We start from the raw sequence: 23,855 nt of genomic DNA, 5'->3' as shown, positions 1-23,855 counted from the left end.
TGCCCCGATCAGTGTTCTCCCAGGCAGCGCAAGGCGACCTCGAGGTTCCGCAGACCGTCTTCGCCCGTCACCGCCGGGGTCTCGCCGGTGTGGATCGCGCGGGCGAAGGCTTCCAGCTCCTTCCTCAGAGGTTCGGCCGGCCAGCTGTTCAGCATCCGGGTGGAGTAGGAGCCGTCGGGCTGCTGGCCGAAATATTCGGTGACCTGGCGGGTGATCAGGTCGGCCACGATGAATTTGGTCTTGGTGGCGACCTGCAGGGTACGGGTCTTGTAGGGCGTCACCCAGTTGGTGGTGATGTGGGCGATCACCCCATTGTCGAGCCGGAACTGCAGCAGGGCCGTATCCTCGCGTTCGGCGCGGGTGCGGGCCAGTTGCGGCTGGACCTCGACGATCTCGGATCCGGTCAGGTGGCGGATGATGTCGATGTCATGGACCGCCAGGTCGATCACCACGCCCACGTCGCCCATGCGGGGCGGGAAGGGGCCGACGCGGGTGACTTGAATGGAGATGATCTCGTCGTCGGCGACGGCGCGCTTGACGGTCTCGACCGCCGGATTGAACCGCTCGACCTGGCCGACCATCAGGACGCGGTCATTGGCCTTGGCGGCGTCGATCATCCGCTGGGCGTCGGCGACCGTGGCGGCGATCGGCTTCTCGACCAGGACGTGGACGCCCCTTTCCAGCAGGGCGACGCCGATGTCGGCGTGGAAGCGGTTCGGCGTCGCCACGACCGCGGCGTCGAGCCCGGCGTCGATAAAGGCCTGGGCCGTCGTGACCGGGGCCGTCTCGTAGGCGGCGGCGACGCCGTCGGCGACGACCGTGTCGGGGTCGAAGACGGTGGTCAGGTCGAACTCGCGCATTTCCGAGGCGACGCGCGCATGGTTGCGGCCCATGACGCCGACGCCGGCGACGCCGAACTTGAGGACGGGGGTGTTCGGCATGGTGTTAGCCCTTGTAGCTGGCGACGGCGGCGATGACCTTGTCCTGGGTCGCCTCGTCCAGGTCGGCGTGCATCGGCAGGCTGAGGACCACGTCCTTCAGCCGCTCGGTGACGGGCAGGCCGCCGGCGCCGTGCGGGAAACGCCCATAGGCCGGTTGCAGGTGCATGGGCACGGGATAATAGACGGCGGTGGGCACGCCCTGGTCCTTGAGGTGGGCGATCAGGCCGTCGCGGTCCGCGTGCTCGATCGTGTACTGGGCCCAGATGGACACGCCGCCGTCGATGACGTGGGGCACGGCCGCCACATGGGGCGCCAGATGTTCATTGTAGCGGGCGGCGATTCGGTTGCGCCATTCGATCTCTTGGCCGAACACCTTCAGCTTCTCGATCAGGATGGCGGCCTGGATGGTGTCCAGCCGGCTGTTCATGCCGATGCGCATGGCCAGGTATTTCGGATCATGGGTGAAGGCGGCCGCGCCGGCCTGAAGATCCTTGGCCACCACCTTCCCGTGGACGCGCAGGGAATCCATCTCTTGCGCCAGGTCCTCGTCGTTCGTCAGCACCGCGCCGCCGTCGCCGTAGCAGCCCAGCGGCTTGGCCGGGAAGAAGCTGGTCGTCGTGACATCGGCCCAGTTCAGCGGATGCTGGCCGTTCAGGGTGCAGCCGAAGCCTTGCGCCGAATCCGAGATCAGCTTCAGCCCGTGGCGGTCGCAGATGGCCCGGATGGCGGGATAGTCGGCAGGCTGGCCGAACAGATCGACGGCGATGACCACCTTGGGCGTCAGGCGACCCTCGGCCTTGACCGCCTCGATGGCGGCCTCCAGGCGGACGGGGTCCATGTTGTAGGTGCGCGCGTCCACGTCCACGAACACCGGCGAGGCGCCCAGCCAGGGCACGACCTCGGCCGTCGCGGTGAAGGTGAAGCTGGGGCAGAAGACGGCGTCGCCTGTGCGGATTCCCCAGGCGATCAGCGGCAGGATCAGGGCGTCGGTGCCGTTGGCGCAGCCCAGGGCGTGCTTGGCCTGACCGAAGGCGGCCAGGTCGGCCTCAAACTGACGGACCTGAGGCCCCATGACCCAGGCGCCGCCGACGACGGCCTCCTGAACGGCGGCCTCGATCTTGCCGGCGAGACGCAGGCGCTGGGCCTGAAGGTCGATGAAGGGGATCATGAGAGGCGCTCTCCATGGCGAGGCGGTGCGGCGAGGCGGGGCGGCGATTCGGGGGCGGCGGACCGACGGGTCAGGCCGCGAGGCTGGCCGCCCTCCTAGCAAGATCAGGCGCGGGGGCCAAACGGAGCGGCGTCACTTCGCGTTGCCCTTTGCAACCGTGGCCGCTTGGCGCCGCGCCGGATGCGCCTTAAGCCACCGCCATGATGACGCTCTCAGATGCAAAGAACCGGGTCTCGACCTGGCTGTTCGATCACGCCCTTCCCTTGTGGGCCGCGCGCGGGGTGGACGCCGACGGGCGCTTCTTCGAGCTGCTGGATTTCGACGGACAGCCCGTGACGGGCGCGCGCCGCCGCACGCGGGTTCAGGCGCGCCAGATCTATGTCTTCTGCGAAGCCGCCGACCTGGGCTGGGACGCGGGCCGGGCGATTGCGCGGGCCGGTCTGGACGGCATGATCGCCACCTGCCGCCGTGACGACGGCCTGTGGGTCGCGGCCACCGATGACGCCGGCGGCGTGCTGGATGAGACGCCGGACCTTTATGACCTGGCCTTCGTCATGTTTTCCCTGGCGGCGGCGCACCGTGTGCTGGGCGACGAACGCGCCCGACCGCTGGCGCTGGAGACCCTGGCCCAAATCAATGCGCGAATGACCGCGCCGCACGGCGGCTGGCACGAGGCCCTGCCGCCCCGCCTGCCGCGACGCCAGAACCCGCATATGCACCTGCTCGAGGCCATGCTGGCCTGGCAGGGGACGGCGGCTGACCCGGCATTCGAGGCGGCGGCGCGGGTGTCGCTGGACCTGTGCCGGACCCATTTCCTGATCGACGGCGCCATTCGTGAGTATTTCACCGAGGACTGGGTCCCCGATCCGCAGACCGGCCATATCGTCGAGCCGGGCCATCTGGAGGAGTGGTCGTGGCTGCTGCTTCAGGCCAAGGCTGCGGGTCTGGATTCCGCCGAAGCCGCCGAGGCCCTGCACCGTCGCGGCGCCGCCGAGGGACTGAAGAACGGCTTCATGATCCGCGAAGTCGATGCGCAGGGCGCGCCGGTCGACGCCGGACGCCGCCTGTGGTGCCAGACGGAGGCGATCCGTTCGGCTCTGGTGTTCGGCGACCGTCAAGCCGTCGACCTGATCGCCGCGACCTTCGACACCCATCTGGCCACCGCCGTTCCCGGCCTGTGGGTGGATTCCTATGACGCCGACGGCGTTTCGCCCGACAAGGCTGTGCCCGCTTCGAGCCTCTACCATCTTATGACGGCCTTCACCGAGCTGCTGAGACGCGACGCATGACCGGCCTGCCCGCCGTTTTCCTGGACCGCGACGGGGTCCTGATCGAGGATTCCGGCTATCCGCACCTCCCTGAACATCTGAAGCTGCTGCCCGGTGTGGGCGCGGCGGTACGGCGGTTGAATCTGCTGGGCTATCTGACGGTGATCGTCACCAATCAGTCGGGCGTGGCGCGCGGCATGTTCGGCGAGGATCAGATGCACGCCTTCAACAGCCTGCTGGTCAAACGCCTGGCGCAGGAGGGGGCGGTGGTCAATGCGGTCTACGCCTGCCCCTTCCATCCAGAGGCTCAGGACGACCGCTATCGCCATCCTGATCATCCTGACCGCAAGCCCAATCCGGGCATGCTTTTACGGGCCATCGCGGATCACGACATCGACCCGGCCCGGTCCTTCATGATCGGCGACCAGCCGCGCGATATCGAGGCGGCCAAACGGGCTGGGGTGTCGGGTTTTCTGTTCCAGGGCGGCAATCTGGATGTCTTCGTGCGCGAATTGATCGGCGCCTGACGCCATCGCAATTCCTTGCGCGGTGAATTACGCTGTTCCTTCCTGGTTGAAGGAGCGCCCCCGTGAACCCCGTCGCCGCCTATGCCGAACGTCGCTGGAAATCATCGGACGGCCTGGACCTGTTCGCGCGCGACTATGCGCCGGGGCCCGGCGTCGCCCGCCCCCCGATCATCGCCATTCATGGCCTGACCCGTAACAGCGCCGACTTCGGGGCCCTGGCGCCGCTTCTGGCCCAGAGCGGTCGGCGCGTGCTGGCGGTCGATGTGCGCGGGCGCGGCTTGTCGGATCGGGCGCCCGATCCGATGACCTATCGACCCGACATCTATGCGGCGGATGTTCTGGCCTTGATGGAGCAGGCGGCCATCGACCGGGCTGTCTTCGTCGGCACCTCGATGGGGGGGCTGATCACCATGGCATTGACGGCGCTGCGGCCTAAGGCCGTTGTGGCCGCCATCCTGAACGACATCGGGCCCGAGGTGGCGCCGGAAGGTCTGGCGCGTATCGCGGCCTACAGCGGTCAGCCGGTCGAGATCGGCTCCTGGGCCGACGCGGCGGCCTATGCGAAACGGATCAACGCCGTCGCCTTCCCCCATTATTCGGAGGCGGACTGGGACGCCTTCGCCCGCCGCATCTTCCGCCAACAGCCGGACGGCGAGATCGGGCTGGACTATGATCCCGATATTTCCGTGCCGATCCGGGCGGCGGGGGCAAAGGCCCTGGTTCCCAACCTGTGGCCCATGTTCCGGCGGCTGGCGAAGACCAAACCGACCCTGCTGGTGCGTGGCGGAGCGTCCGACCTGTTGAGCGCCGCCATCGCCGAGAAGATGCGCAAGGCCGCGCCGGCCATGGCCTATGTCGAGGTTCCCGGCGTGGGGCACGCCCCTATGCTGGACGAGGCTGAGGCGAAGGCCGCGATCTTCGAGTTCCTGGCGGAGATCGGCTAGTCCTTGGTCGGATCGACCTGGCTCGCGTCCCCGTAGGTCAGGGCCAGGAAGACGTCCTCCAGGTCCGGGTCCTCGGTGGTGATGTCAGCGATGGTGATCCCGGCCTTGCGTACGGCGGCGATGACCTGTTCCACCGACGACTGCCCCTTCTTGTAGGCCACCGCGAAGGCGCCGTTCGGGCGGGCGGTGACGACGAAGCCGGGCAGGGCGGGTGCCGTGTCCAGCGGGACATCAGGCGTGACGACCACATTGCGGCTGTCCAGGCGGCGCAGCAGTTGCGGCGTCGGCTCGCAGGCCACCACCTGGCCCCGGTTGACGATGGCGATGGTGTCGCAGAGCTCCTGCGCTTCTTCCAGATAGTGGGTGGTCAGGACGATGGTCACGCCCTCCGCATTGATCTGGCGGACATAGGCCCAAAGCTGGCGGCGCAGTTCGACGTCCACCCCGGCGGTCGGCTCGTCCAGGATCAGGATGGGCGGATTGTGAACCAGGGCCTTGGCCACCATCAGGCGGCGTTTCATGCCGCCGGACAGGGCGCGGACATAGGCGTTGGCCTTGTCCGAAAGACCGAGCGCCGCCAGCAGCTCGTCCGAGCGGCGCTCATTCTTCGGAACGCCATAAAAGCCGGCCTGAACCTCCAGCGACTCGCGAGGGGTGAAAAAGACGTCGGCGACGATCTCCTGAGGCACGACGCCGAGGGCGGCGGCGGCGTCGCGCGGCTCCTTGTCGATGTCGCGACCCCAGATGGTCACCGTACCCTCCGACTTCTTGACCACGCCTGCCAAGATGTTGATCAGGGTCGATTTTCCTGCGCCGTTGGGGCCCAGGAGCCCGAACACCGAACCGCGCGGAATGACCAGATCGACCCCGCGCAGCGCCGTCTTGGGCGCGGCCTTCTTGGAGCCCGCATAGGTCTTCTTCAGCCCGTGCACCTCGATGGCGTTGTCAGGCAGGATCGTTGCATCAGTCATTTGGGGCGCTTTGGTCGAGACATCGGGTCGTGCGGCGGTTTGACGCCGCCGGACGGGCCGCATAGGTATGCGCCCGACGCCTCCTCGCCAAGTCCACGAGTTGAACAATGCCGCCCCGCCATCCCGACGCGATCATTCCTCCGCCCGAAGAGGTCATTGTCTCGACCAAACGCGTCGCCTGCGACGGCGGCGGCGGCGCTCTGGGCCATCCGCTGGTCTATATGGATATGGGCGAGGACGACTTTATCGAGTGCGGCTATTGCGACCGTCGCTTCGTCCTGTCGGCTCATCCGCACGATGAGAGTGAATATCTCAGCCCGGCCGCCCGCGCGCCTGAGGCTCACTGAACCTGCGCCCAAGCCGAGTCGCGGTTTGGACGTTGGGCGATTATAGAAGGCGCTGACCCGCCACTCCCCGGACGGAGACAGACACTCTTGCGCTATCTGCACACCATGGTCCGGGTTCAGGACCTCGACGCCTCGCTGCACTTCTATTGCGACCTGCTGGGCCTGCAAGAGGTCCGCCGGGTGGACAACGAGGCCGGGCGGTTCACCCTGGTCTTCCTCGCTGCGCCCAAAAACTTGGAACAGTCGGCGGCGGAACGCTGCCCCGAGGTCGAACTGACCTTCAACTGGGATCCCGAAGAATATCAGGGCGGCCGCAACTTCGGCCACCTGGCCTATAAGGTCGATGACATCTACGACGCCTGCCAGAGGTTGATGGATGGCGGTGTCGTGATCAATCGCCCGCCGCGCGACGGCAATATGGCCTTCGTCCGGTCGCCGGACGGCATCTCGATCGAACTGCTGCAGGACGGCGAGCCCCTGGCGCCGGCCGAGCCTTGGGCCTCCATGCCCAACACGGGAAGCTGGTGATGAGGAGGAGCGACGCGACGCGTTTCGGTTCAGCCGTGGCCCTTTTGACGGCGGTTCTGCTCGCGTCGGCCTGCGCCTCCACCACGGAATCGAACATCGGCCGGACCGCAACCGAGCAGCTTCTGCTCACACGGGCGGCGGACAAGGCCGTTGAAGGCCTGTCCCTGCCCCTGCCGACGGGCACGACGATCTTCGTCGACGAAACCTATTTCCAGGCCGATAATTCCCGTTACGCCATCAGCGCGATCCGGGCGGCCTTGTCTGACGCCGGCTACCGGTTGACCCGCACCAGAGATGAGGCCGACGCCGTGTTTGAAGTCCGCACGGGGGCCCTGTCGCTGGAGCAGATGCGGCGAGTCGTCGGCATTCCGGAAATGCGGATTCCGATCAACGAGAACTTGAACGTCGTCTCGCTGCCGGAGTTGTCGGTCTACAGCAATCGCGACCGTGCGGGCGTGGCCGAGTTTTCCGGCTTTCTTTACGAAGCGAAGACCGGCGCCCCCTTGGGCGCCGTTCTGCCGATGATCGGCCAGTATCGGATCCGGAGCCACAAGCTGCTCATGATCGTCACCTGGGGCCAGCAACAGGCGCAACCGGGCCAGCTTAATCCTGGATCCAGCTGGACCGAATTCTAACGGCTGACGCGGCGGGCTCGGCCGCCTATGTTCCGCCCATGACCGACGCCGCTGCTTCCGAGATCGCCCCCGAACACGACCGCCCCCTCACCCAGGACGGCCCAGCCATTCGGCTGTGGATGATCGACGCCTCGGCCTACATCTTCCGCGCCTATCACGCCCTGCCGCCGCTGACGCGAAAGTCCGACGGCCTGCCGGTCGGCGCGGTCCAGGGCTACTGCAACATGTTGTGGAAGCTGCTGAAGGACATGAAGGGCGCCGACGGCCCCACCCATCTGGTCGCCATCTTCGACCATTCTGAAAAGACGTTCCGCAACACCCTGTACGACCAGTACAAGGCGCATCGCCCGCCGGCTCCCGAGGACCTGGTTCCGCAGTTCCCGCTGGTGCGCGAGGCTACGGCGGCCTTCGGCGTGCACTGCGTCGAACTGGCCGGCTACGAGGCCGACGACCTGATCGCCACCTATGCCTGCAAAGCCCGCGACGCCGGCGGCGAGGCGGTGATCGTCAGTTCCGACAAGGATCTGATGCAGCTGATCGGCGGCGGCGTCGTCATGTGGGACCCGATGAAGGACCGGCGTCTGGCCGAGCCCGAGGTTTTCGAGAAGTTCGGCGTCGGCCCCGAGAAGATGGTCGATCTTCAGGCCCTGATCGGCGACAGCGTCGACAATGTGCCCGGCGCCCCCGGCATCGGCCCCAAGACGGCGGCCCAACTGTTGGACGAATACGGCGATCTCGACACCCTGCTGGCCCGCGCCGGCGAGATCAAACAGCCCAAGCGCCGCGAAACCCTGATCAATTTCGCCGACCAGATCCGCCTGTCGCGCGAACTGGTCCGCCTGACCTGTGACGTCCCTGCGCCCGAGTTGATCGACGATTTTGCCGTGCGCGATCCCGATCCGGAGACCTTGTCGGCCTTTCTGGACAAGATGGAGTTCCGGTCGCTGCAACGGCGCGTCGGCGACGGCAAGGCGGGGCCCAGCGAAACCTCGGCCTTTGCGCCCAAGCGCGCCCCGAACCTGAGCGCCCCCGTCGCCACGCCCCGCTACGGCCAGGTGGTGGAAGGCCCGGCTGAGGCCCAGAGCTTCGACCTTGAGGCCTACGAATGCGTGCAGACCGAAGAGGCGCTGGATCGCTGGATCGCTAGGGCGGTCGAGGCGGGGACTGTCGGCTTCGATACGGAGACGGATGCGTTGTCGGCGACGCATGCGGGGCTGTGCGGGGTGTCGCTGGCGGTGGGGCCGAATGAGGCCTGCTACATCCCGCTGACGCATGAGCATGAGCCGCAGGCGGGCGAAGGGGGGCTGTTCGGGGAGCCGGGGGAGGCGCGGGAGCCGCTTCAGCAGCTGGACAAGGCCAAGGCCTTGGCGAAGCTGAAGATTTTATTGGAAGATCCGTCGGTTCTGAAGGTTTTGCAGAACGCGAAATACGATCTGGCGGTCATGGCGCGGCGGGGGATCCGGGTCGCGCCCTATGACGACACCATGCTGATCTCATACGTGCTCGAGGGCGGGCTGCACGGGCACGGGATGGACGAGCTGGCGCGGTTGCATCTGGGGCACGACCCGGTCCCGTTCAAGAGCGTGGCCGGAACGGGCAAGAGCCAGAAGTCGTTCAAACACGTCGCCCTGAAACCCGCCACCCAATACGCCGCCGAAGACGCCGACGTGACCTTACGTCTGTGGCGCATCCTCAAGCCCCGGCTGGCGCGCGAGAGCCTGTCCACCGTCTATGAGACCCTGGAACGCCCCCTGCCCGCCGTCCTGGCCGAGATGGAGACCGCCGGCGTCCGCGTCGACCCCGACCGCCTCAAACGCCTGTCCAGCGAGTTCGGCCTGCGCATGGCCGAGCTGGAGGCCCAGGCCCACGAGATCGCCGGCCGCCCCTTCAACATCGGCTCCCCCCGCCAGATCGGCGAAATCCTGTTTGGCGAGCTGAACCTGCCCGGCGGCAAGAAGACCGCCTCGGGCCAATGGGGCACCGACGCCAGCGTGCTGGAAGACTTAGCCGCCACACACGCCCTGCCTCGCGTCCTGCTGGACTGGCGCCAGCTGTCCAAGCTGAAGGGCACCTATACCGACGCCCTGACCGCCGCCGCCGACCCCGCCACCGACCGCGTCCACACCAGCTACCAGCTGGCCGCCGCCACCACCGGCCGCCTGGCCTCCAGCGATCCCAACCTTCAGAACATCCCGATCCGCACCGAGACCGGCCGCGAAATCCGCCAGGCCTTCATCGCCGCCCCCGGCCATCTGCTGATCAGCGCCGACTACAGCCAGATCGAACTGCGCCTCTTGGCCCATATCGGCGACATCCCCGAGCTGAAACGCGCCTTCAAGGCCGGGCTCGACATCCACGCCGCCACCGCCAGCGAGATGTTCGGCGTCCCCGTCGAGGGCATGCCGTCCGAAACCCGCCGCCGCGCCAAGGCCATCAATTTCGGCATCGTCTACGGCATCAGCGCCTTCGGTCTCGCCGCCCAGCTGGGCATCGATCAGGGCGAGGCCGGCGCATACATCAAGACCTATTTCGACCGCTTCCCCGGCATCCGCACCTATATGGACAAGACCAAGGCCGAGGTCCGCCAGGCCGGCTTCGTCTCCACCGTCTTCGGCCGCCGCATCCACATCCCCGCCATCCACTCGAAATCGGGCGCCGAACGCCAGTTCGGCGAGCGCGCCGCCATCAACGCCCCGATCCAGGGCGCCGCCGCCGACATCATCCGCCGCGCCATGATCCGCATGCCCACAGCCCTGGCCGAGGCCGGGCTGACAACCCGCATGCTGCTGCAGGTCCACGACGAACTGGTCTTCGAAACCCCCGAGGCCGAAGCCGACCGCGCCATCACCGTCATCAAACGCGTCATGGAAACCGCCTCAGACCCGGCGGTGGCCCTGACCGTCCCCCTGGTCGTCGACGCCCGCGCCGCCCCCAACTGGGACGCCGCGCACTAGCGGCGAACCCGCCGCGGGGGTTTGACCCGAGGCTCAGCGGTTAGGGGTACCGAAGCTAGCGTCAGGAACGGAATCTAAATCCAGCTCGCGAGCAAAGCTGGTTCGACCTACGCCTGCCTGGCTTCCTCAAGGTTGATCTCGGCGATCCGACGCAATCGGTCTACTTCAAGACGACAGCGGTGATCCCAATCCAGACGAAGGGATTGAGGCGGCTTATAAAAAGCTGCTGGTTGTGTTGTGGTCCGCAATGTAGCGTCGGGGCACACGGAGGAACCAATGCCATCGACATACTCACTATCGGGATTCGAGACTTTCGGAGGCGTAGCAGCCGAGGAAGATGCGGTTCTAGATTATTTCCTAGCAACCCGTGCTGTTGAGACAATTCAGACCGGCTCAGCATACATGGCGCTCGGCCGAAAAGGCACGGGAAAGACGGCGCTTGTTCGCTACTTCACTGAGGGTGGACAGAGGGAGTCAGGCTCTAGGCCGCTCAATCTGCGCGGCTACCCCTGGAATGTCCACGCCGCTCGAATTGACCATGGTGCTTCCGAAATCGAAGCCTATGTAGCGTCATGGCGATACCTCGTAGCCGTGGAGCTCGCCTCCTTGGTGCTGGAGCATCCCGATGCGTGGAAGAGTATGCATTCCACCACTCTGACCAAGTTTCTGAATGACAATTATGGTGGCGTGACGCCAAGCCTAGCCGAAATTCTAAGGCCGCCTAGGATTTCGCTGTCGAAACTCTCTTTCTCGCCCGCCGTGATGGGCAATCAGCTTGGAGGGATCGAGCTCGACCGAAAGGCGAAAGACCACGGGCTGGGTCTGGAACTCAACGCGCTGACGACGGCCATTATGACCGCCGTAGTCGAAGTTGCGAAAGATACTGGGCAGCGGCAGTTGCTGCTCCACTTCGATGAGCTTGATCAAGGAATGGCGAAGCTCGATGAAAAACGTGCGCAAATGTTCGTCGGTCTCGTTTTGGCCGCCCGTGACGTACGCCGCTTGGACAGCGCTAATGGGGTTTCGATTTCGCCAATCGTCTATCTTCGCACCGACCTATGGGAGGAGCTTAGATTTTCAGACAAGAATAAGATTAGTCAACATACTGCGCTTCATATTGCGTGGAATTCCGCAAACTTGCTGGAGCTCGTTGAGAATCGTCTGAAATCTAAGCTTGGTCCCAAAGTATGCTGGGACGATATCGCAGAGCCGGAACTGATGCGCGGCTCGCAGAAAAAATGGGACCACATTCTGGCGAGGACTTTTCTCCGGCCTAGGGATGTCATCCAGTTTCTGAATATCATTCTATCTGAGGCCAAAAAGCGATGTGCTGAGCCCACCCACATCACTAACAAGGATATTATCGCCTCTCGTGATGAGTATTCTCGCTACTTGAAGCAGGAACTCGACGATGAAATAGGAAGCCATTGGCCAAAATGGGACCAAGCTCTTCAAGCCCTGTCGGCAATTAGTACGATTACATTTGAGCGGTCTGAGTTTGAGAAAGAATATCTGAATAGAAAAACCGCCGATAACTCTGTGTCAGCTGAGGAAGCGCTGGCGCTTTTATATCGATTTTCAGTTATTGGCTATTCTAGACGTAGCGGTTATGGTGGTTCTGGGTGGGCGTTTCAGTATACGGATCCCGAGGCGGGATGGGATAGTGGGGCCAACAAGTTCAAAGTTCACCCCGGACTCAAAGAGTACGCAAAGCTTCGCGAGAAGCGCGCCGGATAATGGCCGCCAGGGCGTCGACCGCTGAACTGAAACACCGCTACTGAAAGCGGTATCGGTTGCGACGCCGGCGACGTGAAGACGGACGAGGGGGCGGACGGCCGGTAGGGGCTTGGGGCGCGGTCCCCAGGTTCGTCATCCTCGCCTCTCTAGACCCGTCATCCTCGGGCTTGTCCCGAGGATCCATAAGCCCGGTGTGTCCGCAGGGTGCGCCGTCGTTGAGACCGGGAGTATGGATCCTCGGGACAAGCCCGAGGATGACGACAGGGGAAGGACGGCGGTGGGTCGGGGCGGCCCTTTTCGACGCGGTCGGTCCTTTTGGCGGGGGCGCCGGAAGGATGGGAATTGCGGGCGCTGGACGGGCGGAAAGCGCGCAATTCAGAAAGCGAACCCTTTTGAAATCAGGGGGTTGAAATCCGGGATGGGCGATTTGCGCGCCTGAGATGCGGGCGGGGTTAGGCTTTTCCGCATGGGGAAGCATTTCAACAGTCGGATGGATGACGCGGCCTGGCGGGTCTGGTTCGGGCGGTGGCATGGGGGCGAGGCGGCGAAGGCGTTGCGGGCCGAGGCCGGGGTGTCGCACGACACCTGGACGGCGAACGCCAAACGGCTGGGGATGCGGATCGGCGACCTGCCGGCCCATCATCCGGCGCGGCGGTCGATCTCGGTCCTCGAGCGGCCGGACGACTGGCGGCATCCCAAAAGCAACCTGACGGCGGGGCAATGGCGCGAGGTCTGCGCCCTGCTGGAGCGGGGGGCGACCTATGCCGATATCGAGGCGCGGTTTCCGATCCGGGGCTCGACCGTGGCGGAGATGGCGAGGAAACTGGGGTTCCAGAAGGGGCAGAGGGCGCGGGCTGCGGGCGAGCCGCCGCCCGGAAACCGGCGGCCTGAGCCGGAGGCGGCGGCGGCGATCTGGGGCGTGACCATCGATCCGGCCGATCTGGAGGCGACGCGGGCCGAGTTCTGGGAGCGGATGCAGCAGGCGGGCCGCGAGGGTCAGTTCGGGGTGATGGGGCGGATCGCCCTGGCCAAGGAACAGTTTGAGCGGGTGATCGAACAGGAGCTGAAGCGGACGCGCACGCGCACGCGCCCTGCGGGCGCTTCTTTTCCTGGGGGTTACCGCCCTTCGGGCTGCTTGAGCCTCCAGACCCCTGGTTTGCCTGGGGGCTATCGCCCTGCGGGCTACATGAGCCCCCAGACCCCCGGTTCGCTCGAAAGCGGCGACGGGGACGGTCAGGGCAATGGCGGGTTGGTGTTGCGTCCGGCGCAGAGGCCGCCGGAGGGGGCGTGGTCGACCTGGTTGTTTCTGGGCGGGCGGGGGGCGGGCAAGACTCTGGCGGGGGCGTCGTGGATCGCGGACATGGCCGAGCGGCTGGGGCCGGGCGGGCGGCTGGCGCTGATCGGGCCGACTTTGCACGATGTGCGCGAGGTGATGATCGCCGGGCCGTCGGGGGTGATGAGCCTGCCGCGCTGGACGGGGGTTGGATTGGATGGGGCGGTGGAGTGGCGGGGGCCGGAGTATCAGCCGTCGCGGCGGCGGCTGGTGTTTCCGAACGGGGCCGAGGCCTTCGTCTTCTCGGCCGAAGACCCCGACAGCCTGCGCGGCCCCCAGTTCGCCGCCGCCTGGGCCGACGAATTCTGCGCCTGGCGCAACGGCGGGGAGACGCTGGCCCTGCTGCGGATGGGGCTGAGGTTGAGGTTGCCCAACCCGGACTCCCCAGCCGTCGATGCACACGCGGCGTCAGACGGGGGAGTGGGGGCTAAAGTAGCGAGGCTCCGCGAGCCGAGCGATAGCCCCCGGCTCGTTGTTACGACCACGCCGCGCCCGACAAGGGCGCTCAAGGCGCTCCGCGCCGAGGCGTCATGTGCGCTCACCCATGCGACGACGCGGGACAATGGGGATCATCTGGCGCCGGGGTTTCTGGAGGGGCTGGAGCGGCTGTACGGCGGGACGCGGCGGGCGGCGCAGGAGCTGGAGGGCCAGGTGGTCGAGCCCGAGGGCGGGCTGTTCACCGCCGAGATGATGGCGGCGGCGCGGGGGGAGGCGCCGGTCTCTGTTGACGGGCGGCCGGTCTATGAGCGGGTGGTGGTGGGGCTGGACCCGACCTGTTCGCGCGGCGGGGACGCCTGCGGCATCGTGGCGGTGGGGCGGCGCGGGGATACGGCCTGGGTGCTGGCCGACCGCTCGATGCGGGGGCTGTCGCCGCAGAAATGGGCCGAGCGGGCCATGGAGACGGCGCGGCTGTTCGGCGCGGTCCGCATCGTCGGCGAGGTCAACCAGGGCGGGGACATGGTCGAGGCGGTGCTGAAGGCGGCCGGGTGCGGGGCGGATGGGGAGAACATCGGCTTTACCGCCGTGCGGGCCTCGCGCGGCAAGGCGGCGCGGGCCGAGCCGGTGGCGGCCCTGTATGAACAGGGACGGGTGCGGCATGCGGGCGCGTTCGCGGCGCTGGAGGAGGAGCTGATGGACCTGGGCGCCGAGGAAGAAGGGCAGGCTGCCGGATCGGGGGAGGGGCACTGGGACCGGGCCGACGCCCTGGTCTGGGCCGTCACCGACCTGATGCTGGACGGCCGGGGCGAGGGGCCGCGGGTGCGGGCGCTGTAGGCTAGGCCGCCATCACGGCGATGTCGTCGGGCAGCTCGCCGCGGCCCAGCAGGCCGGTCTCGAAGTCCATGAAGATGTCCATCAGCTCCTCGACGCCGGGGGGATGGGCGGCGGGGCGGAAGCGGAAGCGCCAGTAGCTGACGATATGTTGCACGGCGCCCAGCTGGTCGCCCAGCTTGGCGAACATGGAGGGGGCGTCCAGCAGGAAGTCGCGGAAGGCGGTGGGGCGGCCTTCTTGCGTCAGGCGGGCGTAGGCGTCGTCATAGATGCGCAGGGTGCGGCTGACCTCGTCGCAGGTGCGGATGATGCGACCGCGCAGGACGGCGCGGCTGCGGTCCAGATGCTCGCGGGCGACGCGGTCGACCTTGCCGGTCGGCTTGAAGGTGCGCACGGCCTCGGCGACCATCGCGACCTCGCCCAGCAGGGTGGACAGGGTCCATTTGTAGTAGAGGAAGCCCTTCCAGCAGAAGACCCCCTCCTGATACTGCTCCGGCGCCAGGCGCAGGGTGAGGCGCAGGGCCTCCAGCTGGTCGCCGGGGCTGTTGGACAGGATCTTGGCCGCCATCCGCGCCGCCGAGTCCGAGGCGACGGCGATGGTGTCGTCGCCCAGACTGAGGGTGACCAGGGGCTCGATCTCGGCGTGGACGAAGCTCTGCATTCGCGCCAGGTCGCCGTCGCTGATGGAGAAATAGCAGGGCGCCGGGTCCAGCCCGCCGCGCCGCAGCTGCTCGCGCAGCAGGAAGGGGTCCAGCGACGGCAGCCGGTCGATCAGGCGCAGGGTCTCGAGGTCGGGATGGCCGGCGGAGAGGCCGAAGGCCTCGGCCATCATCCGCTCGAAGCCGATCTGGTTGACGAAGGCGTATCGGCCGCCGGTCTTCAGATCCTCGTCGTCGATGGGGATGACCATCTTGGTGGCGACCTGGCGGCGGCCGGGGAAGAGATCGATCTCGTTGCGCCGCAGCCGGTGCTTGATGATCAGGCTGCGGTTCAGGGCGGAGGTGCGGAAGATCGGCCGGGCGGCCCAGTCGGGATTGCGCACGGCGCCGTCGGACCGGCTGTCGCCGTTCTCCTCCCACACGCGCAGCAGGTTCAGCACCCGGGCGGTGGAGGCCGAGCTTCTGAGATGCTCGAGATTGCGGACGACGCGATCAGTCATGGCGGCACACTGCGCCAACAATGGTGACCAATGGCTTAGCTTCGCCGTAAAAAGACCGGGGGTCGGCGAACCGCCCCCCGCTCATCAGGATCAGAAGGCGGCCGTGACCGACAGCCACAGGCGCCGGGGCTCCTGATTATTGGCGTAGAGGTTGGTGTAGGCGACGGCGCCGGTGTTCACATTGCTGACGTAGGAGCCGTAGCTGACGAAGTCCTTGTCCAGCAGGTTGTAGACGGCGCCGTTGATCGTGACGCGGTCGTTGACGGCGTAGGACCCGCCCAGGTGGAAGACCTCATAGGCGCGGTAGTCGCCCCAGGTGGCCTTGGCCCGGCTGGTCGATGAATCCTCGGAGCGATAGCGTTCGCTGCGATATTCGCCGCGCAGCCACAGGTTCAGCTGGTCGGTGACGGTCCAGCGGACGGCGGCGTTCAGCATGTGTTCGGGCGTGTCGCTGAGCGGCCGACCCGCCTGGGTCCCGCTCTTCTGCTCGGAGTCGGTGTAGGTGTAGTTGCCGCTCAGCGACCAGTCGGGGGCGAAGCCCCAGCGGAAGGCGGCCTCGACCCCGCGCGTCACCGCCTCGTCGATATTGACCGTCTGGCCGAAGGTCTCGACCAGGGGCCAGAAGCCGTAGTCGGCGCAGTTGGGCAGGGCCTGTTCGCCGGCGGCGTACTGGGCCTGGGTCAGGCCGAACGAACAGTTGTTCAGCGGCACGCCGGTGGCGATCTTGTCCTCGAAGTCGTTGTTGAAGACGGTCAGATTGGCGCGGAAGTTCGAGCGGTTGTCGTAGAAGACGGCCAGTTCCGAACTGGTGCTGGTCTCGGGCTTCAGGCTCGGGGTGCCGACGGTCGGGCGCGTGCCCTGGCCGGTGAAGCCGGTGATCCCGTCGACGATCTGGTCCAGGCGCGGGGTCTTGAAGCCCTGACTGACGCCGCCCTTCAGGGTCCAGTTGGTCGTGGCGTTCCACACCAGATAGGCGCGCGGGCTGAAATGGGAGCCGAACTGGCTGTGGTCGTCATGACGGGCGCCCAGGGTCAGGGCCAGGGTGTCGGTGAACCGCCATTCGTCCTCGGCGAACAGCCCATTGCTGGTGCTCGTAGGGGGCGACGGCGACCCCGTCGATCATTTCGGCGTCCCAGTACTGGCCGCCGACGGTGAAGCTGTGGTTGCGCCAGGCCGAGAACAGCTTGGTGTCGAAGATGGTGTTGGTCGCCGTCAGCTCGCGCGGACCGCCGGCGCCCGGCACCCCGGCCGGGACGATACGGCCGATGGTCTCGCGTTCGCCGCGCGACAGGGTGGACTGGAGTTCGCCGAAGGGCAGGCGCCAGTTGTGGGCCAGGACATATTCCTCCTGGTTGAACTCCATGTCCGGGGCGTAGCCCTGGATGCCCAGGGTCCCCAGCTGGCCGGCCGAGTTGTCGTACCACTGGCGGGTCACGTCCACGTCCAGCATCAGGTCGTGGTCGGGGTGGGGCGTCAGGGCCAGACGGCCGCCCAGCGACCAGATCTCGTTCTCGACCGGGCTGGGGCCGCGCGTGCTGACGACCGCATTGCCGCCGGCATCGGTCTCGTAGGTCAGTTCGGAGGCTTCGCGGGTCTGGTAGCGGCCGCGCAGGGCTCCGCCCAGCAGGCCGGGGATCAGCGGGCCCGAGGCATAGAGGTTTGAGCCGTACAGATTGCCGAACTGGTCGTCGCCCTGAACCGTGGCGTCGGCGGTGATCGCCCCGGTCCAGACCGTCCCGACCTTGCGGGTGATGATATTGACCACCCCGCCCATGGCGTCGGAGCCGTAGAGGGTCGAGACCGGACCGCGCACCACCTCGATCCGTTCGATGGACGACATGGGCGGGATGAAGCTGGTCGAGGTCTCGCCGAAGCCGTTGGGAGTGATGGAGCCGGCGGCGTTCTGGCGACGGCCGTCGATCAGGACCAGGGTGTAGTCGGACGGCATGCCGCGAATGGAGATGTTCAGGCCGCCGGTCTTGCCCGCCGTGGCGCCTACATCGACGCCTTCGACATTGGCCAGGGCCTCGGCCAGGCTCTGATAGCGTTCGCGCTCCAGCTCGGACCGGGACAGGACGCTGATGGAGGCGGGGGCCTGTTCGATCCGCTGTTCGAAGCCGGCGGCGGTGACGACGATGTCGTCCAGGGTCGCGGCGGGATCAGCCTTTTGCCCCGAGGCCTGGGCCAGGGCGGGCCCCGAGGTCAGACTGAACGCGCAGGCCGCGCCGGCCAGAAATCGATTGCGGGTCGAAAGTCTCATCACAGGTACTGCCCCGGTTAATATTGCGAGCGCCTCTCAACATCATTCGCAGTTGGGGGCCAAGGGGGGTGTGCCGATCGGTCGCAAGGGGGCGACCTGCGGGGGGTCGCTGGCGCCTGACGCGGGCCGGGACTAGAACAGGGCCATGCAGATGTTCGACATCCTGGTCATCGCCGCCATCGCCGCCGTCACGGTGACGCTGGGTCTGGGCCTCTATTCGCTGTTTCGGGGCGGGGACTACGCCCGGAGCCATTCCAACAAACTGATGCGGTGGCGGGTCGGGCTTCAGGCCGTGGCCGTGGTGATCCTGGTCGGCGGCATGGTGTGGAAGGCAACGCAAGGGGGCTGATCATGGTGACGCTGAACAAGATCTACACCCGCACCGGCGACGACGGGCAGACGCGGCTGGCCTCGGGCGCGCCGGTGTCCAAGGCTGATCCCCGGGTCGAGGCTTACGGCGCGGTGGACGAACTGAACGCCGTCCTGGGCGTGGCCCGGCTGAACAGCGGCCAGAACGACCGGATCGACGCCATGCTGGCCCGGATCCAGAACGAGCTGTTCGACCTGGGCGCCGACCTGGCCACCCCGCTGGACCCGCCCCCGGCCTGGGAGGCGCTGCGCATCCTGGACAGCCAGGTCGAGCGGCTGGAGCAGGAAATCGACTGGATGAACGAAAGCCTGAAGCCGCTGGACAGTTTCATCCTGCCCGGCGGCTCGCCCCTGTCGGCCCATCTGCACGTAGCCCGGACCGTGTGCCGCCGCGCCGAGCGCGAGGCGGTGCGGCTGGTCGAGGCGGGCGAGGCGGTCAACGGCGCGGCGGTGCGGTATCTGAACCGGCTGTCGGATCACCTGTTCGTGGCGGGGCGGCGGGCGAATGCGAACGGGGCCAACGACGTGAAGTGGAAGCCGGGGGCGACGCGGTAGGGGTGTAACGTCCATACAGGACGAAAGAAGAGAGGGCGGCGTCACCTCTCAGCGCGCGAAGGCGCGGGGGGAGGACAGGTCGCGCTTGCGACCAGGCGGGGGCGACTCCGGCGGCGGGGATGACCGGACCAGCGTCTGGCGCCGAGTCGCCCCCACCTAGCGTTCGCAGATCTTCCCCCGCTTGCGGGGGAAGTGTCAGGTCGTGGCGCGCAGCGACACGCCTGACGATGGGGGGCGTTTTGCTTTGCTGAAAAAAGACTTCCCTCTCCGACCCTGGTTCGCTTCGCGAACGCCGGGCCACCTCTCCCGCAAGCGGGAGAGGGTCTGGTTCCCCGCGCCTTCGCGCGCGCATCGCATCCTTGTCGCCGCCCCCATCAGTGCGGAAGCGTCGTCACCCAGGACTCAAGCGCCGCCGTGTCGTTCATGTCTCCGTCAAAGCGATGGAGGGGCGTCACGGGCCAAGGCCCCCGCCGCGACAAGCGCAAGGCGACGCACAGACGGCATAGAAGACCCCCTTTGGCCGCAACCTCCGGGTGGAGGGGCCGGTTCCTAGAGTAGGCGGGCGTCAGGGAGCGGGCAAGACGATCTCTCGCCAGGCGTGCGAGCTGAAGCGGTGCGGTAGGGCTACACCGTCCGTACATGACGAAAGAGGAGACGGCGGCGTCACCTCTCCGCGCGCGAAGGCGCGTGGGGAGGACCGGTCGCGCTTGCGACCAGGCGGGGGCGACTCCGACGGGGGTGATGACCACGCCAGCGTCTGACACCGAGTCGCCCCCACCTGGCGCTCGCTGACGCTCCCGCCTGTCCTCCCCGTCGGCCTTCGCCGACGGGGAGGTGAATCGTGGTCACAGATCTTCCCCCGCTTGCGGGGGAAGTGTCAGCTCGTCGAGCGGAGCGAGACGGCTGACGATGGGGGAAGTCTTCTTTTGAGAGACACTTCCCTCTCCGACCCTGGTTCGCTTCGCGAACGCCGGGCCACCTCTCCCGCAAGCGGGAGAGGGTCTGGTTCCACGCGCCTTCGCGCGTGGAGAGGTGACGTTATCCGATCAGGTCGCCGGTCGGGCCGCAGCCAAGGCCGCCTTCTGGCGGGTGATTTCGGCGGCGCGGGCGCGGTCCTGGGCGGCGAGCTGGTCTTCGATGCGGATCAGTTCGCGGTTCTTTTCGTCCGAGGCCTGGGCGCGGGAGACGCCGTTGGGGCGGCCGGTGATCTCGGCGATGGAGATGGGCTGGGCGCAGATGCGGTTTTCCATGTCGTACCATTTGCCCGCCGCCTCGCAGCGTTCGCCCGGCGCGACCCAATAGGCCTGGACCGCGAAAACCCCCGCCACGGCGACGCCGAACAGGGCGAAGAAGATCATGGCCAGGCGGGGAAAGGTCAGAAAACGCTTCATCTCAGGATCCGTTAGGCGGGTTTTGCACGGGAGCTTGACCCCGCGTTACGTTGACAGGCCTTCGCGACCGCTCCATGTCCTGCCCCTACATTCAGGCGAATTCACGGATAGACCCATGAAGGTTCTCGTCCCCGTCAAACGGGTGATCGACTATAACGTCAAGGCCCGCGTCAAGGCTGACCAGTCCGGCGTCGATCTGGCCAACGTCAAGATGAGCATGAATCCCTTCGACGAAATCGCCGTCGAAGAGGCGGTTCGTCTGAAGGAAGGCAAGGAACATCACGCCGCCGGCACCGCGACCGAGATCGTCGTGGTCTCCATCGGCGTGACCCAGGCCCAGGAAACCATCCGCACCGCCCTGGCCATGGGCGCGGACCGGGGCGTGCTGATCCAGTCGGATGCGGACCTGGAGCCGCTGGCGGTCGCCAAGCTGCTGAAGGCGGTGGTCGAGGAAGAAAAGCCCGACCTGGTGCTGATGGGCAAACAGTCGATCGACGGCGACAATAATGCTGTGGGTCAGATGCTGGCCGCCCTGCTGGATTGGCCCCAGGCGACGTTCGCCGGCAAGCTGGTGGTTGAAGGCGGCAAGGCTACGGTGACGCGCGAGGTTGACGGCGGGTTGCAGACCATCGCCGCCGAACTGCCGGCGGTGGTGACGGTGGACCTGCGGCTGAACACGCCGCGCTATGCGTCGCTGCCGAACATCATGAAGGCCAAGAAGAAGGAGATCGCCGTCAAGGCGGTCGCCGACTACGGCGTCGATGTCGCCGACCGTCTGAAGGTCCTGAAGGTCACCGAGCCGCCCAAGCGCGCCGCGGGCGTCAAGATCGACAGCGCCGCCCAACTGGTCGAAACCCTCAAGTCCGCGGGAGTGCTGTAATATGGCTGTCCTCGTCATCGCCGATCACGACGGCTCGGCCGTTCGCGACACCACCCACAAGACCGTGACCGCCGCCCTGGCCCTGTCGTCCGAGGTGGACGTTCTGGTGGTCGGGCAGGGGGCTCAGGCCGCCGCCGACAGCGCCGCCAAGATCACCGGCGTCCGCAAGGTGCTGCTGGCCGAGAGCGCCGGCCTGGGCAAGGTGCTGGCCGAGGCCGTCGAGGCCACCGTGGTCCCGCTGGCCGCCGGCTACGACGCCATCCTGACGCCCGCCTCGACCGACGGGAAGAATTTCGCGCCCCGGATCGCCGCCAAGCTGGATGTGGCTCCGATCTCGGACATCATCGAGGTGGTGTCGGCCGATACCTTCGTGCGTCCGATCTACGCCGGCAACGCCCTGGAGACGATCCAGTCGGGCGACGCCAAGAAGGTGATCACCGTGCGCCCGACGGCCTTCGCCGCCGCGGCCGAGGGCGGTTCCGCCCCGGTCGAGAGCGTCGCCGGCGCCGATGCGCCCAAGACGACGTTCGTCGCCGAGGAAATGGTCAAGTCGGACCGTCCGGAACTGGGCGCCGCCAAGATCGTGGTCTCGGGCGGTCGCGCCCTGGGCTCGGCGGAGGAGTTCCATGCCGTGATGGAGCCCCTGGCCGACAAGCTGGGCGCCGCCATCGGCGCCTCGCGCGCGGCGGTGGACGCCGGCTATGCGCCGAACGACTATCAGGTCGGCCAGACCGGCAAGGTGGTGGCTCCGGCCCTGTACATCGCCATCGGCATTTCGGGCGCCATCCAGCACCTGGCCGGGATGAAGGACTCCAAGATCATCGTCGCCATCAACAAGGACCCAGACGCCCCGATCTTCCAGGTCGCGGACTACGGTCTGGTCGGCGACTACAAGACCATCGTGCCGGAACTGATGACCGCCCTGGGTTGAGGCTTTGGGCTGAGGCTCGGCGGGATTATCCGATAAGGGAAGGGCGCGACGCCGGACGTCGCGCCCTTTCGCGTTTGCGCAGGACCGAATGGCCCGACTGCCCATCAAGCTACAGCCCGGCGCCTCCAGCGACCGGATCGACGGCTGGGATCTGGATCCCGAGGGCCGCAGCGTGCTGAAGGTGCGGCTGCGCGCCCGGCCGGTGGACGGCGAGGCCAACGCCGCCCTGGTCAAGTTCCTCGCCAAGGCGCTGGGCGTGTCGAAATCCTCGGTCGATCTGGCGCGCGGCGGTCAGTCGCGGCTGAAGATGATCGAGGTCGAGGGGCTCGACGAGGTCGAGTTGAAGGCGCGGATCGACGCGGTCGTCGGCGAGGCGGGCTGAACCGCCCGCAACCGCGCCGGCGGACGGGAATTGTCACAGGTTCGCGGTAGACAGGCCGGGGCGGATCGGGGGACGCGGGTGGTCTTGTCTGATTTGCTGGACCGACGCCCATGACCCCTGTCTCCCTCCGCCTGGCTTCCGCGCTTGCGCTTGCGATCGGTGTTTGCGTCTCTGGGGGCGCCTCTGGGGCCTCGGCCCAGACGGCGGCCCGTCCGCCCGTCGAACAGAGCCAGGGCCAGGGCCGGGCGAAGAATGTGATCCTGTTCCTGGCGGACGCCGGCGGCGTGGCTTCGGTCCATGCGGCCAGCGTGATGGCCTATGGCGAGCCGCTGAAGCTCCATATCCAGCAATGGCCGAACCTGGGGCTCAGCGAGACCTCGCCGGTCGACGCCTTCGTCTCGGATTCGGCCAACGGCATGAGCGCCATCGTCACCGGGGTGAAGACCCATAACGGCGTGATCAGCCAGGGGCCTGACGGCGAACGCGGCCGGCGCGACGGGACGCCGACCAAGACGGTGCTGGAATACGCCGAGGAGCACGGCCTGCTGACCGGGGTGGTGACCGACCGTCCGATCACCGACGCGACCCCGGCGGCGACCTACGCCCATTCGAACGACCGCGCCAAATGGGGCGAGATCTTCCCCCAGGCCTTTTCGCCGCGCTTCGGCGACGGGGTGGATGTGCTGATGGGCGCGGGCCGGGCGAAGATCGCCGAACAGATGAAGGCGAACGGCGTCAGCTATGACAGCCTGGCCCGGGCGCACGACCGGCCGATCTATGCGACGCTGGACGCAGCGCCGGCGGGGAACCGGCGGCCCGTGGTCGTGGCCGATGAGATCGACGTGCGGGCGGCGACCCTGAGAGCGCTGGACCTGCTGCAGGCGGGGGACAAGGGCTATCTGCTGGTGGTGGAATGGGACGCCCATACCGACGATCCGCGCGAGGGGCTGCAGAACATCGCCGATCTGGATCGGCTGATCGCCGAGGTGCAGTCGCGCGTCGATCTGGACGACACCCTGATGATCTTCACCGCCGATCACTCCTTCGGCCTGCAGGTCGACGGCGGGCGTCGCGGCCAAGCCCTGCTGGAAGGCTATGAGGCCTGGGCGGCGCGGGACGGCGACGACCGCGTGGTCCGATTGGAGAACGTCATGGTCAACCGCACCCATACGGCCGAGGAAGTCCCGGCCCTGGCCATCGGCGTCGGCGCCGAACGGGTGCGGGGTTATTTCCCCAACACCCATCTGTTCGATGTGATGATGAAGGCCTTCGGCTGGACCCCGTCGTCCGGCGACTGAGACTTCAA

Annotated in this window: 22 protein-coding genes; 15 read left to right on the top strand and 7 right to left on the bottom strand. The window is 67.0% G+C overall.

Going from position 1 to position 23,855, the window contains the following annotated elements:
• Nucleotides 1-8: 8 nt before the first annotated feature.
• Nucleotides 9-941, bottom strand: a complete 933-nt coding sequence (locus ACW170_RS03955) for a Gfo/Idh/MocA family protein (RefSeq protein WP_492088388.1) — start codon at nt 939-941, stop codon at nt 9-11.
• Nucleotides 942-945: 4 nt separating this feature from the next.
• Nucleotides 946-2,109 (bottom strand): DegT/DnrJ/EryC1/StrS family aminotransferase, encoded by a 1,164-nt coding sequence (locus ACW170_RS03950; protein WP_492088387.1) that lies wholly within the window; start codon nt 2,107-2,109, stop codon nt 946-948.
• Between the two features lie 200 nt (nt 2,110-2,309).
• Here ACW170_RS03950 and ACW170_RS03945 point away from each other — a divergent pair, with 200 nt between their 5' ends.
• The 3 genes from ACW170_RS03945 (at nt 2,310) to ACW170_RS03935 (ending at nt 4,848) form a co-directional block, all read left to right on the top strand.
• Nucleotides 2,310-3,398, top strand: coding sequence for an AGE family epimerase/isomerase (locus tag ACW170_RS03945; RefSeq protein WP_492088386.1), 1,089 nt, complete (start codon nt 2,310-2,312; stop codon nt 3,396-3,398).
• Nucleotides 3,395-3,904, top strand: a complete 510-nt coding sequence (locus tag ACW170_RS03940; RefSeq protein ID WP_492088385.1) for a D-glycero-alpha-D-manno-heptose-1,7-bisphosphate 7-phosphatase — start codon at nt 3,395-3,397, stop codon at nt 3,902-3,904. Before ACW170_RS03945 ends, ACW170_RS03940 begins: the two co-directional genes overlap by 4 nt.
• 62 nt (nt 3,905-3,966) lie before the next feature.
• Entirely contained in the window at nt 3,967-4,848 is an 882-nt protein-coding gene (locus ACW170_RS03935; RefSeq protein ID WP_492088384.1) for an alpha/beta fold hydrolase, read from the top strand.
• On the opposite strand, the gene ACW170_RS03930 is transcribed toward ACW170_RS03935, so the two are convergent.
• Nucleotides 4,845-5,819 carry an ABC transporter ATP-binding protein gene (locus tag ACW170_RS03930; RefSeq protein WP_492088383.1) on the bottom strand — a complete coding sequence of 325 codons (975 nt, stop codon included), beginning with the start codon at nt 5,817-5,819 and terminating at the stop codon, nt 4,845-4,847. The two genes, ACW170_RS03935 and ACW170_RS03930, sit on opposite strands and share 4 nt — an antisense overlap.
• Nucleotides 5,820-5,926: 107 nt before the next feature.
• Between ACW170_RS03930 and ACW170_RS03925 the strand changes: the two genes are divergently transcribed.
• From ACW170_RS03925 to ACW170_RS03900, 6 genes are all read left to right on the top strand, one after another.
• On the top strand, nt 5,927-6,166 hold the full coding sequence (locus ACW170_RS03925; protein ID WP_271164909.1) for a zinc-finger domain-containing protein: 240 nt from the start codon (nt 5,927-5,929) through the stop codon (nt 6,164-6,166).
• Nucleotides 6,167-6,253: 87 nt separating this feature from the next.
• A complete protein-coding gene (locus tag ACW170_RS03920) occupies nt 6,254-6,694 on the top strand; it encodes a VOC family protein (RefSeq protein WP_492088382.1) in 441 nt (146 codons plus the stop codon).
• Nucleotides 6,694-7,329 (top strand): DUF6655 family protein, encoded by a 636-nt coding sequence (locus tag ACW170_RS03915; protein WP_492088381.1) that lies wholly within the window; start codon nt 6,694-6,696, stop codon nt 7,327-7,329. The genes ACW170_RS03920 and ACW170_RS03915 overlap by 1 nt, the downstream gene beginning before the upstream one ends.
• A 38-nt stretch (nt 7,330-7,367) precedes the next feature.
• Nucleotides 7,368-10,283 (top strand): DNA polymerase I, encoded by a 2,916-nt coding sequence (gene polA / locus ACW170_RS03910; protein ID WP_492088380.1) that lies wholly within the window; start codon nt 7,368-7,370, stop codon nt 10,281-10,283.
• A 276-nt stretch (nt 10,284-10,559) separates the two neighbouring features.
• Nucleotides 10,560-12,020, top strand: a complete 1,461-nt coding sequence (locus ACW170_RS03905; protein WP_492088379.1) for a P-loop ATPase, Sll1717 family — start codon at nt 10,560-10,562, stop codon at nt 12,018-12,020.
• A gap of 466 nt (nt 12,021-12,486) precedes the next feature.
• Nucleotides 12,487-14,625 (top strand): phage terminase large subunit family protein, encoded by a 2,139-nt coding sequence (locus ACW170_RS03900; RefSeq protein WP_492088378.1) that lies wholly within the window; start codon nt 12,487-12,489, stop codon nt 14,623-14,625.
• Nucleotide 14,626: 1 nt separating this feature from the next.
• On the opposite strand, the gene ACW170_RS03895 is transcribed toward ACW170_RS03900, so the two are convergent.
• The 3 genes from ACW170_RS03895 to ACW170_RS03885 form a co-directional block, all read right to left on the bottom strand.
• The gene (locus ACW170_RS03895) at nt 14,627-15,781 is read right to left on the bottom strand and encodes a hypothetical protein (RefSeq protein ID WP_492088377.1); all 1,155 of its coding nucleotides are present in this window, start codon (nt 15,779-15,781) and stop codon (nt 14,627-14,629) included.
• Between the two features lie 90 nt (nt 15,782-15,871).
• Nucleotides 15,872-16,822, bottom strand: a complete 951-nt coding sequence (locus ACW170_RS03890) for a TonB-dependent receptor domain-containing protein (RefSeq protein WP_492089133.1) — start codon at nt 16,820-16,822, stop codon at nt 15,872-15,874.
• Entirely contained in the window at nt 16,794-18,041 is a 1,248-nt protein-coding gene (locus ACW170_RS03885) for a TonB-dependent receptor plug domain-containing protein (protein ID WP_492088376.1), read from the bottom strand. Before ACW170_RS03885 ends, ACW170_RS03890 begins: the two co-directional genes overlap by 29 nt.
• 145 nt (nt 18,042-18,186) lie before the next feature.
• Here ACW170_RS03885 and ACW170_RS03880 point away from each other — a divergent pair, with 145 nt between their 5' ends.
• Together ACW170_RS03880 and ACW170_RS03875 are read left to right on the top strand one after the other, a co-directional pair.
• Nucleotides 18,187-18,390, top strand: coding sequence for a twin transmembrane helix small protein (locus ACW170_RS03880; protein WP_492088375.1), 204 nt, complete (start codon nt 18,187-18,189; stop codon nt 18,388-18,390).
• A 2-nt stretch (nt 18,391-18,392) separates the two neighbouring features.
• Nucleotides 18,393-18,965, top strand: a complete 573-nt coding sequence (locus ACW170_RS03875; RefSeq protein WP_426025678.1) for a cob(I)yrinic acid a,c-diamide adenosyltransferase — start codon at nt 18,393-18,395, stop codon at nt 18,963-18,965.
• A 1,046-nt stretch (nt 18,966-20,011) separates the two neighbouring features.
• On the opposite strand, the gene ACW170_RS03870 is transcribed toward ACW170_RS03875, so the two are convergent.
• The gene (locus ACW170_RS03870; protein ID WP_492088374.1) at nt 20,012-20,356 is read right to left on the bottom strand and encodes a hypothetical protein; all 345 of its coding nucleotides are present in this window, start codon (nt 20,354-20,356) and stop codon (nt 20,012-20,014) included.
• 115 nt (nt 20,357-20,471) lie between these two features.
• On the opposite strand from ACW170_RS03870, the gene ACW170_RS03865 reads away from it, so the two are divergent.
• The 4 genes from ACW170_RS03865 to ACW170_RS03850 all read left to right on the top strand — a co-directional run bounded on the left by ACW170_RS03865 (nt 20,472) and on the right by ACW170_RS03850 (nt 23,847).
• The gene (locus tag ACW170_RS03865) at nt 20,472-21,236 is read left to right on the top strand and encodes an electron transfer flavoprotein subunit beta/FixA family protein (protein ID WP_492088373.1); all 765 of its coding nucleotides are present in this window, start codon (nt 20,472-20,474) and stop codon (nt 21,234-21,236) included.
• A 1-nt stretch (nt 21,237) separates the two neighbouring features.
• Nucleotides 21,238-22,167: an electron transfer flavoprotein subunit alpha/FixB family protein gene (locus ACW170_RS03860; RefSeq protein ID WP_492088372.1), complete on the top strand. Its 930-nt coding sequence runs from the start codon at nt 21,238-21,240 to the stop codon at nt 22,165-22,167.
• 88 nt (nt 22,168-22,255) lie between these two features.
• Nucleotides 22,256-22,549, top strand: a complete 294-nt coding sequence (locus ACW170_RS03855; protein ID WP_492088371.1) for a DUF167 domain-containing protein — start codon at nt 22,256-22,258, stop codon at nt 22,547-22,549.
• A 110-nt stretch (nt 22,550-22,659) separates the two neighbouring features.
• A complete protein-coding gene (locus tag ACW170_RS03850) occupies nt 22,660-23,847 on the top strand; it encodes an alkaline phosphatase (RefSeq protein WP_492088370.1) in 1,188 nt (395 codons plus the stop codon).
• Nucleotides 23,848-23,855: the final 8 nt, after the last annotated feature.

It is taken from the genome of Brevundimonas sp. FV2ps16 (assembly GCF_058681075.1).
This window is presented reverse-complemented; position numbering and strand designations above follow the sequence as displayed.

Bases quoted from the DNA above. Each gene is read 5' to 3' on its own strand.
- ACW170_RS03860 (WP_492088372.1), top strand. From the start codon at position 21,238: ATGGCTGTCCTCGTCATCGCCGATCACGACGGCTCGGCCGTTCGCGAC.
- ACW170_RS03900 (WP_492088378.1), top strand. From the start codon at position 12,487: ATGGGGAAGCATTTCAACAGTCGGATGGATGACGCGGCCTGGCGGGTC.
- ACW170_RS03885 (WP_492088376.1), bottom strand. From the start codon at position 18,041: ATGAGACTTTCGACCCGCAATCGATTTCTGGCCGGCGCGGCCTGCGCG.
- ACW170_RS03950 (WP_492088387.1), bottom strand. From the start codon at position 2,109: ATGATCCCCTTCATCGACCTTCAGGCCCAGCGCCTGCGTCTCGCCGGC.
- ACW170_RS03945 (WP_492088386.1), top strand. From the start codon at position 2,310: ATGATGACGCTCTCAGATGCAAAGAACCGGGTCTCGACCTGGCTGTTC.
- ACW170_RS03955 (WP_492088388.1), bottom strand. From the start codon at position 941: ATGCCGAACACCCCCGTCCTCAAGTTCGGCGTCGCCGGCGTCGGCGTC.
- ACW170_RS03850 (WP_492088370.1), top strand. From the start codon at position 22,660: ATGACCCCTGTCTCCCTCCGCCTGGCTTCCGCGCTTGCGCTTGCGATC.
- ACW170_RS03940 (WP_492088385.1), top strand. From the start codon at position 3,395: ATGACCGGCCTGCCCGCCGTTTTCCTGGACCGCGACGGGGTCCTGATC.
- ACW170_RS03915 (WP_492088381.1), top strand. From the start codon at position 6,694: ATGAGGAGGAGCGACGCGACGCGTTTCGGTTCAGCCGTGGCCCTTTTG.
- ACW170_RS03855 (WP_492088371.1), top strand. From the start codon at position 22,256: ATGGCCCGACTGCCCATCAAGCTACAGCCCGGCGCCTCCAGCGACCGG.
- ACW170_RS03925 (WP_271164909.1), top strand. From the start codon at position 5,927: ATGCCGCCCCGCCATCCCGACGCGATCATTCCTCCGCCCGAAGAGGTC.
- ACW170_RS03905 (WP_492088379.1), top strand. From the start codon at position 10,560: ATGCCATCGACATACTCACTATCGGGATTCGAGACTTTCGGAGGCGTA.
- polA (WP_492088380.1), top strand. From the start codon at position 7,368: ATGACCGACGCCGCTGCTTCCGAGATCGCCCCCGAACACGACCGCCCC.
- ACW170_RS03870 (WP_492088374.1), bottom strand. From the start codon at position 20,356: ATGAAGCGTTTTCTGACCTTTCCCCGCCTGGCCATGATCTTCTTCGCC.
- ACW170_RS03865 (WP_492088373.1), top strand. From the start codon at position 20,472: ATGAAGGTTCTCGTCCCCGTCAAACGGGTGATCGACTATAACGTCAAG.
- ACW170_RS03880 (WP_492088375.1), top strand. From the start codon at position 18,187: ATGCAGATGTTCGACATCCTGGTCATCGCCGCCATCGCCGCCGTCACG.
- ACW170_RS03930 (WP_492088383.1), bottom strand. From the start codon at position 5,819: ATGACTGATGCAACGATCCTGCCTGACAACGCCATCGAGGTGCACGGG.
- ACW170_RS03875 (WP_426025678.1), top strand. From the start codon at position 18,393: ATGGTGACGCTGAACAAGATCTACACCCGCACCGGCGACGACGGGCAG.
- ACW170_RS03895 (WP_492088377.1), bottom strand. From the start codon at position 15,781: ATGACTGATCGCGTCGTCCGCAATCTCGAGCATCTCAGAAGCTCGGCC.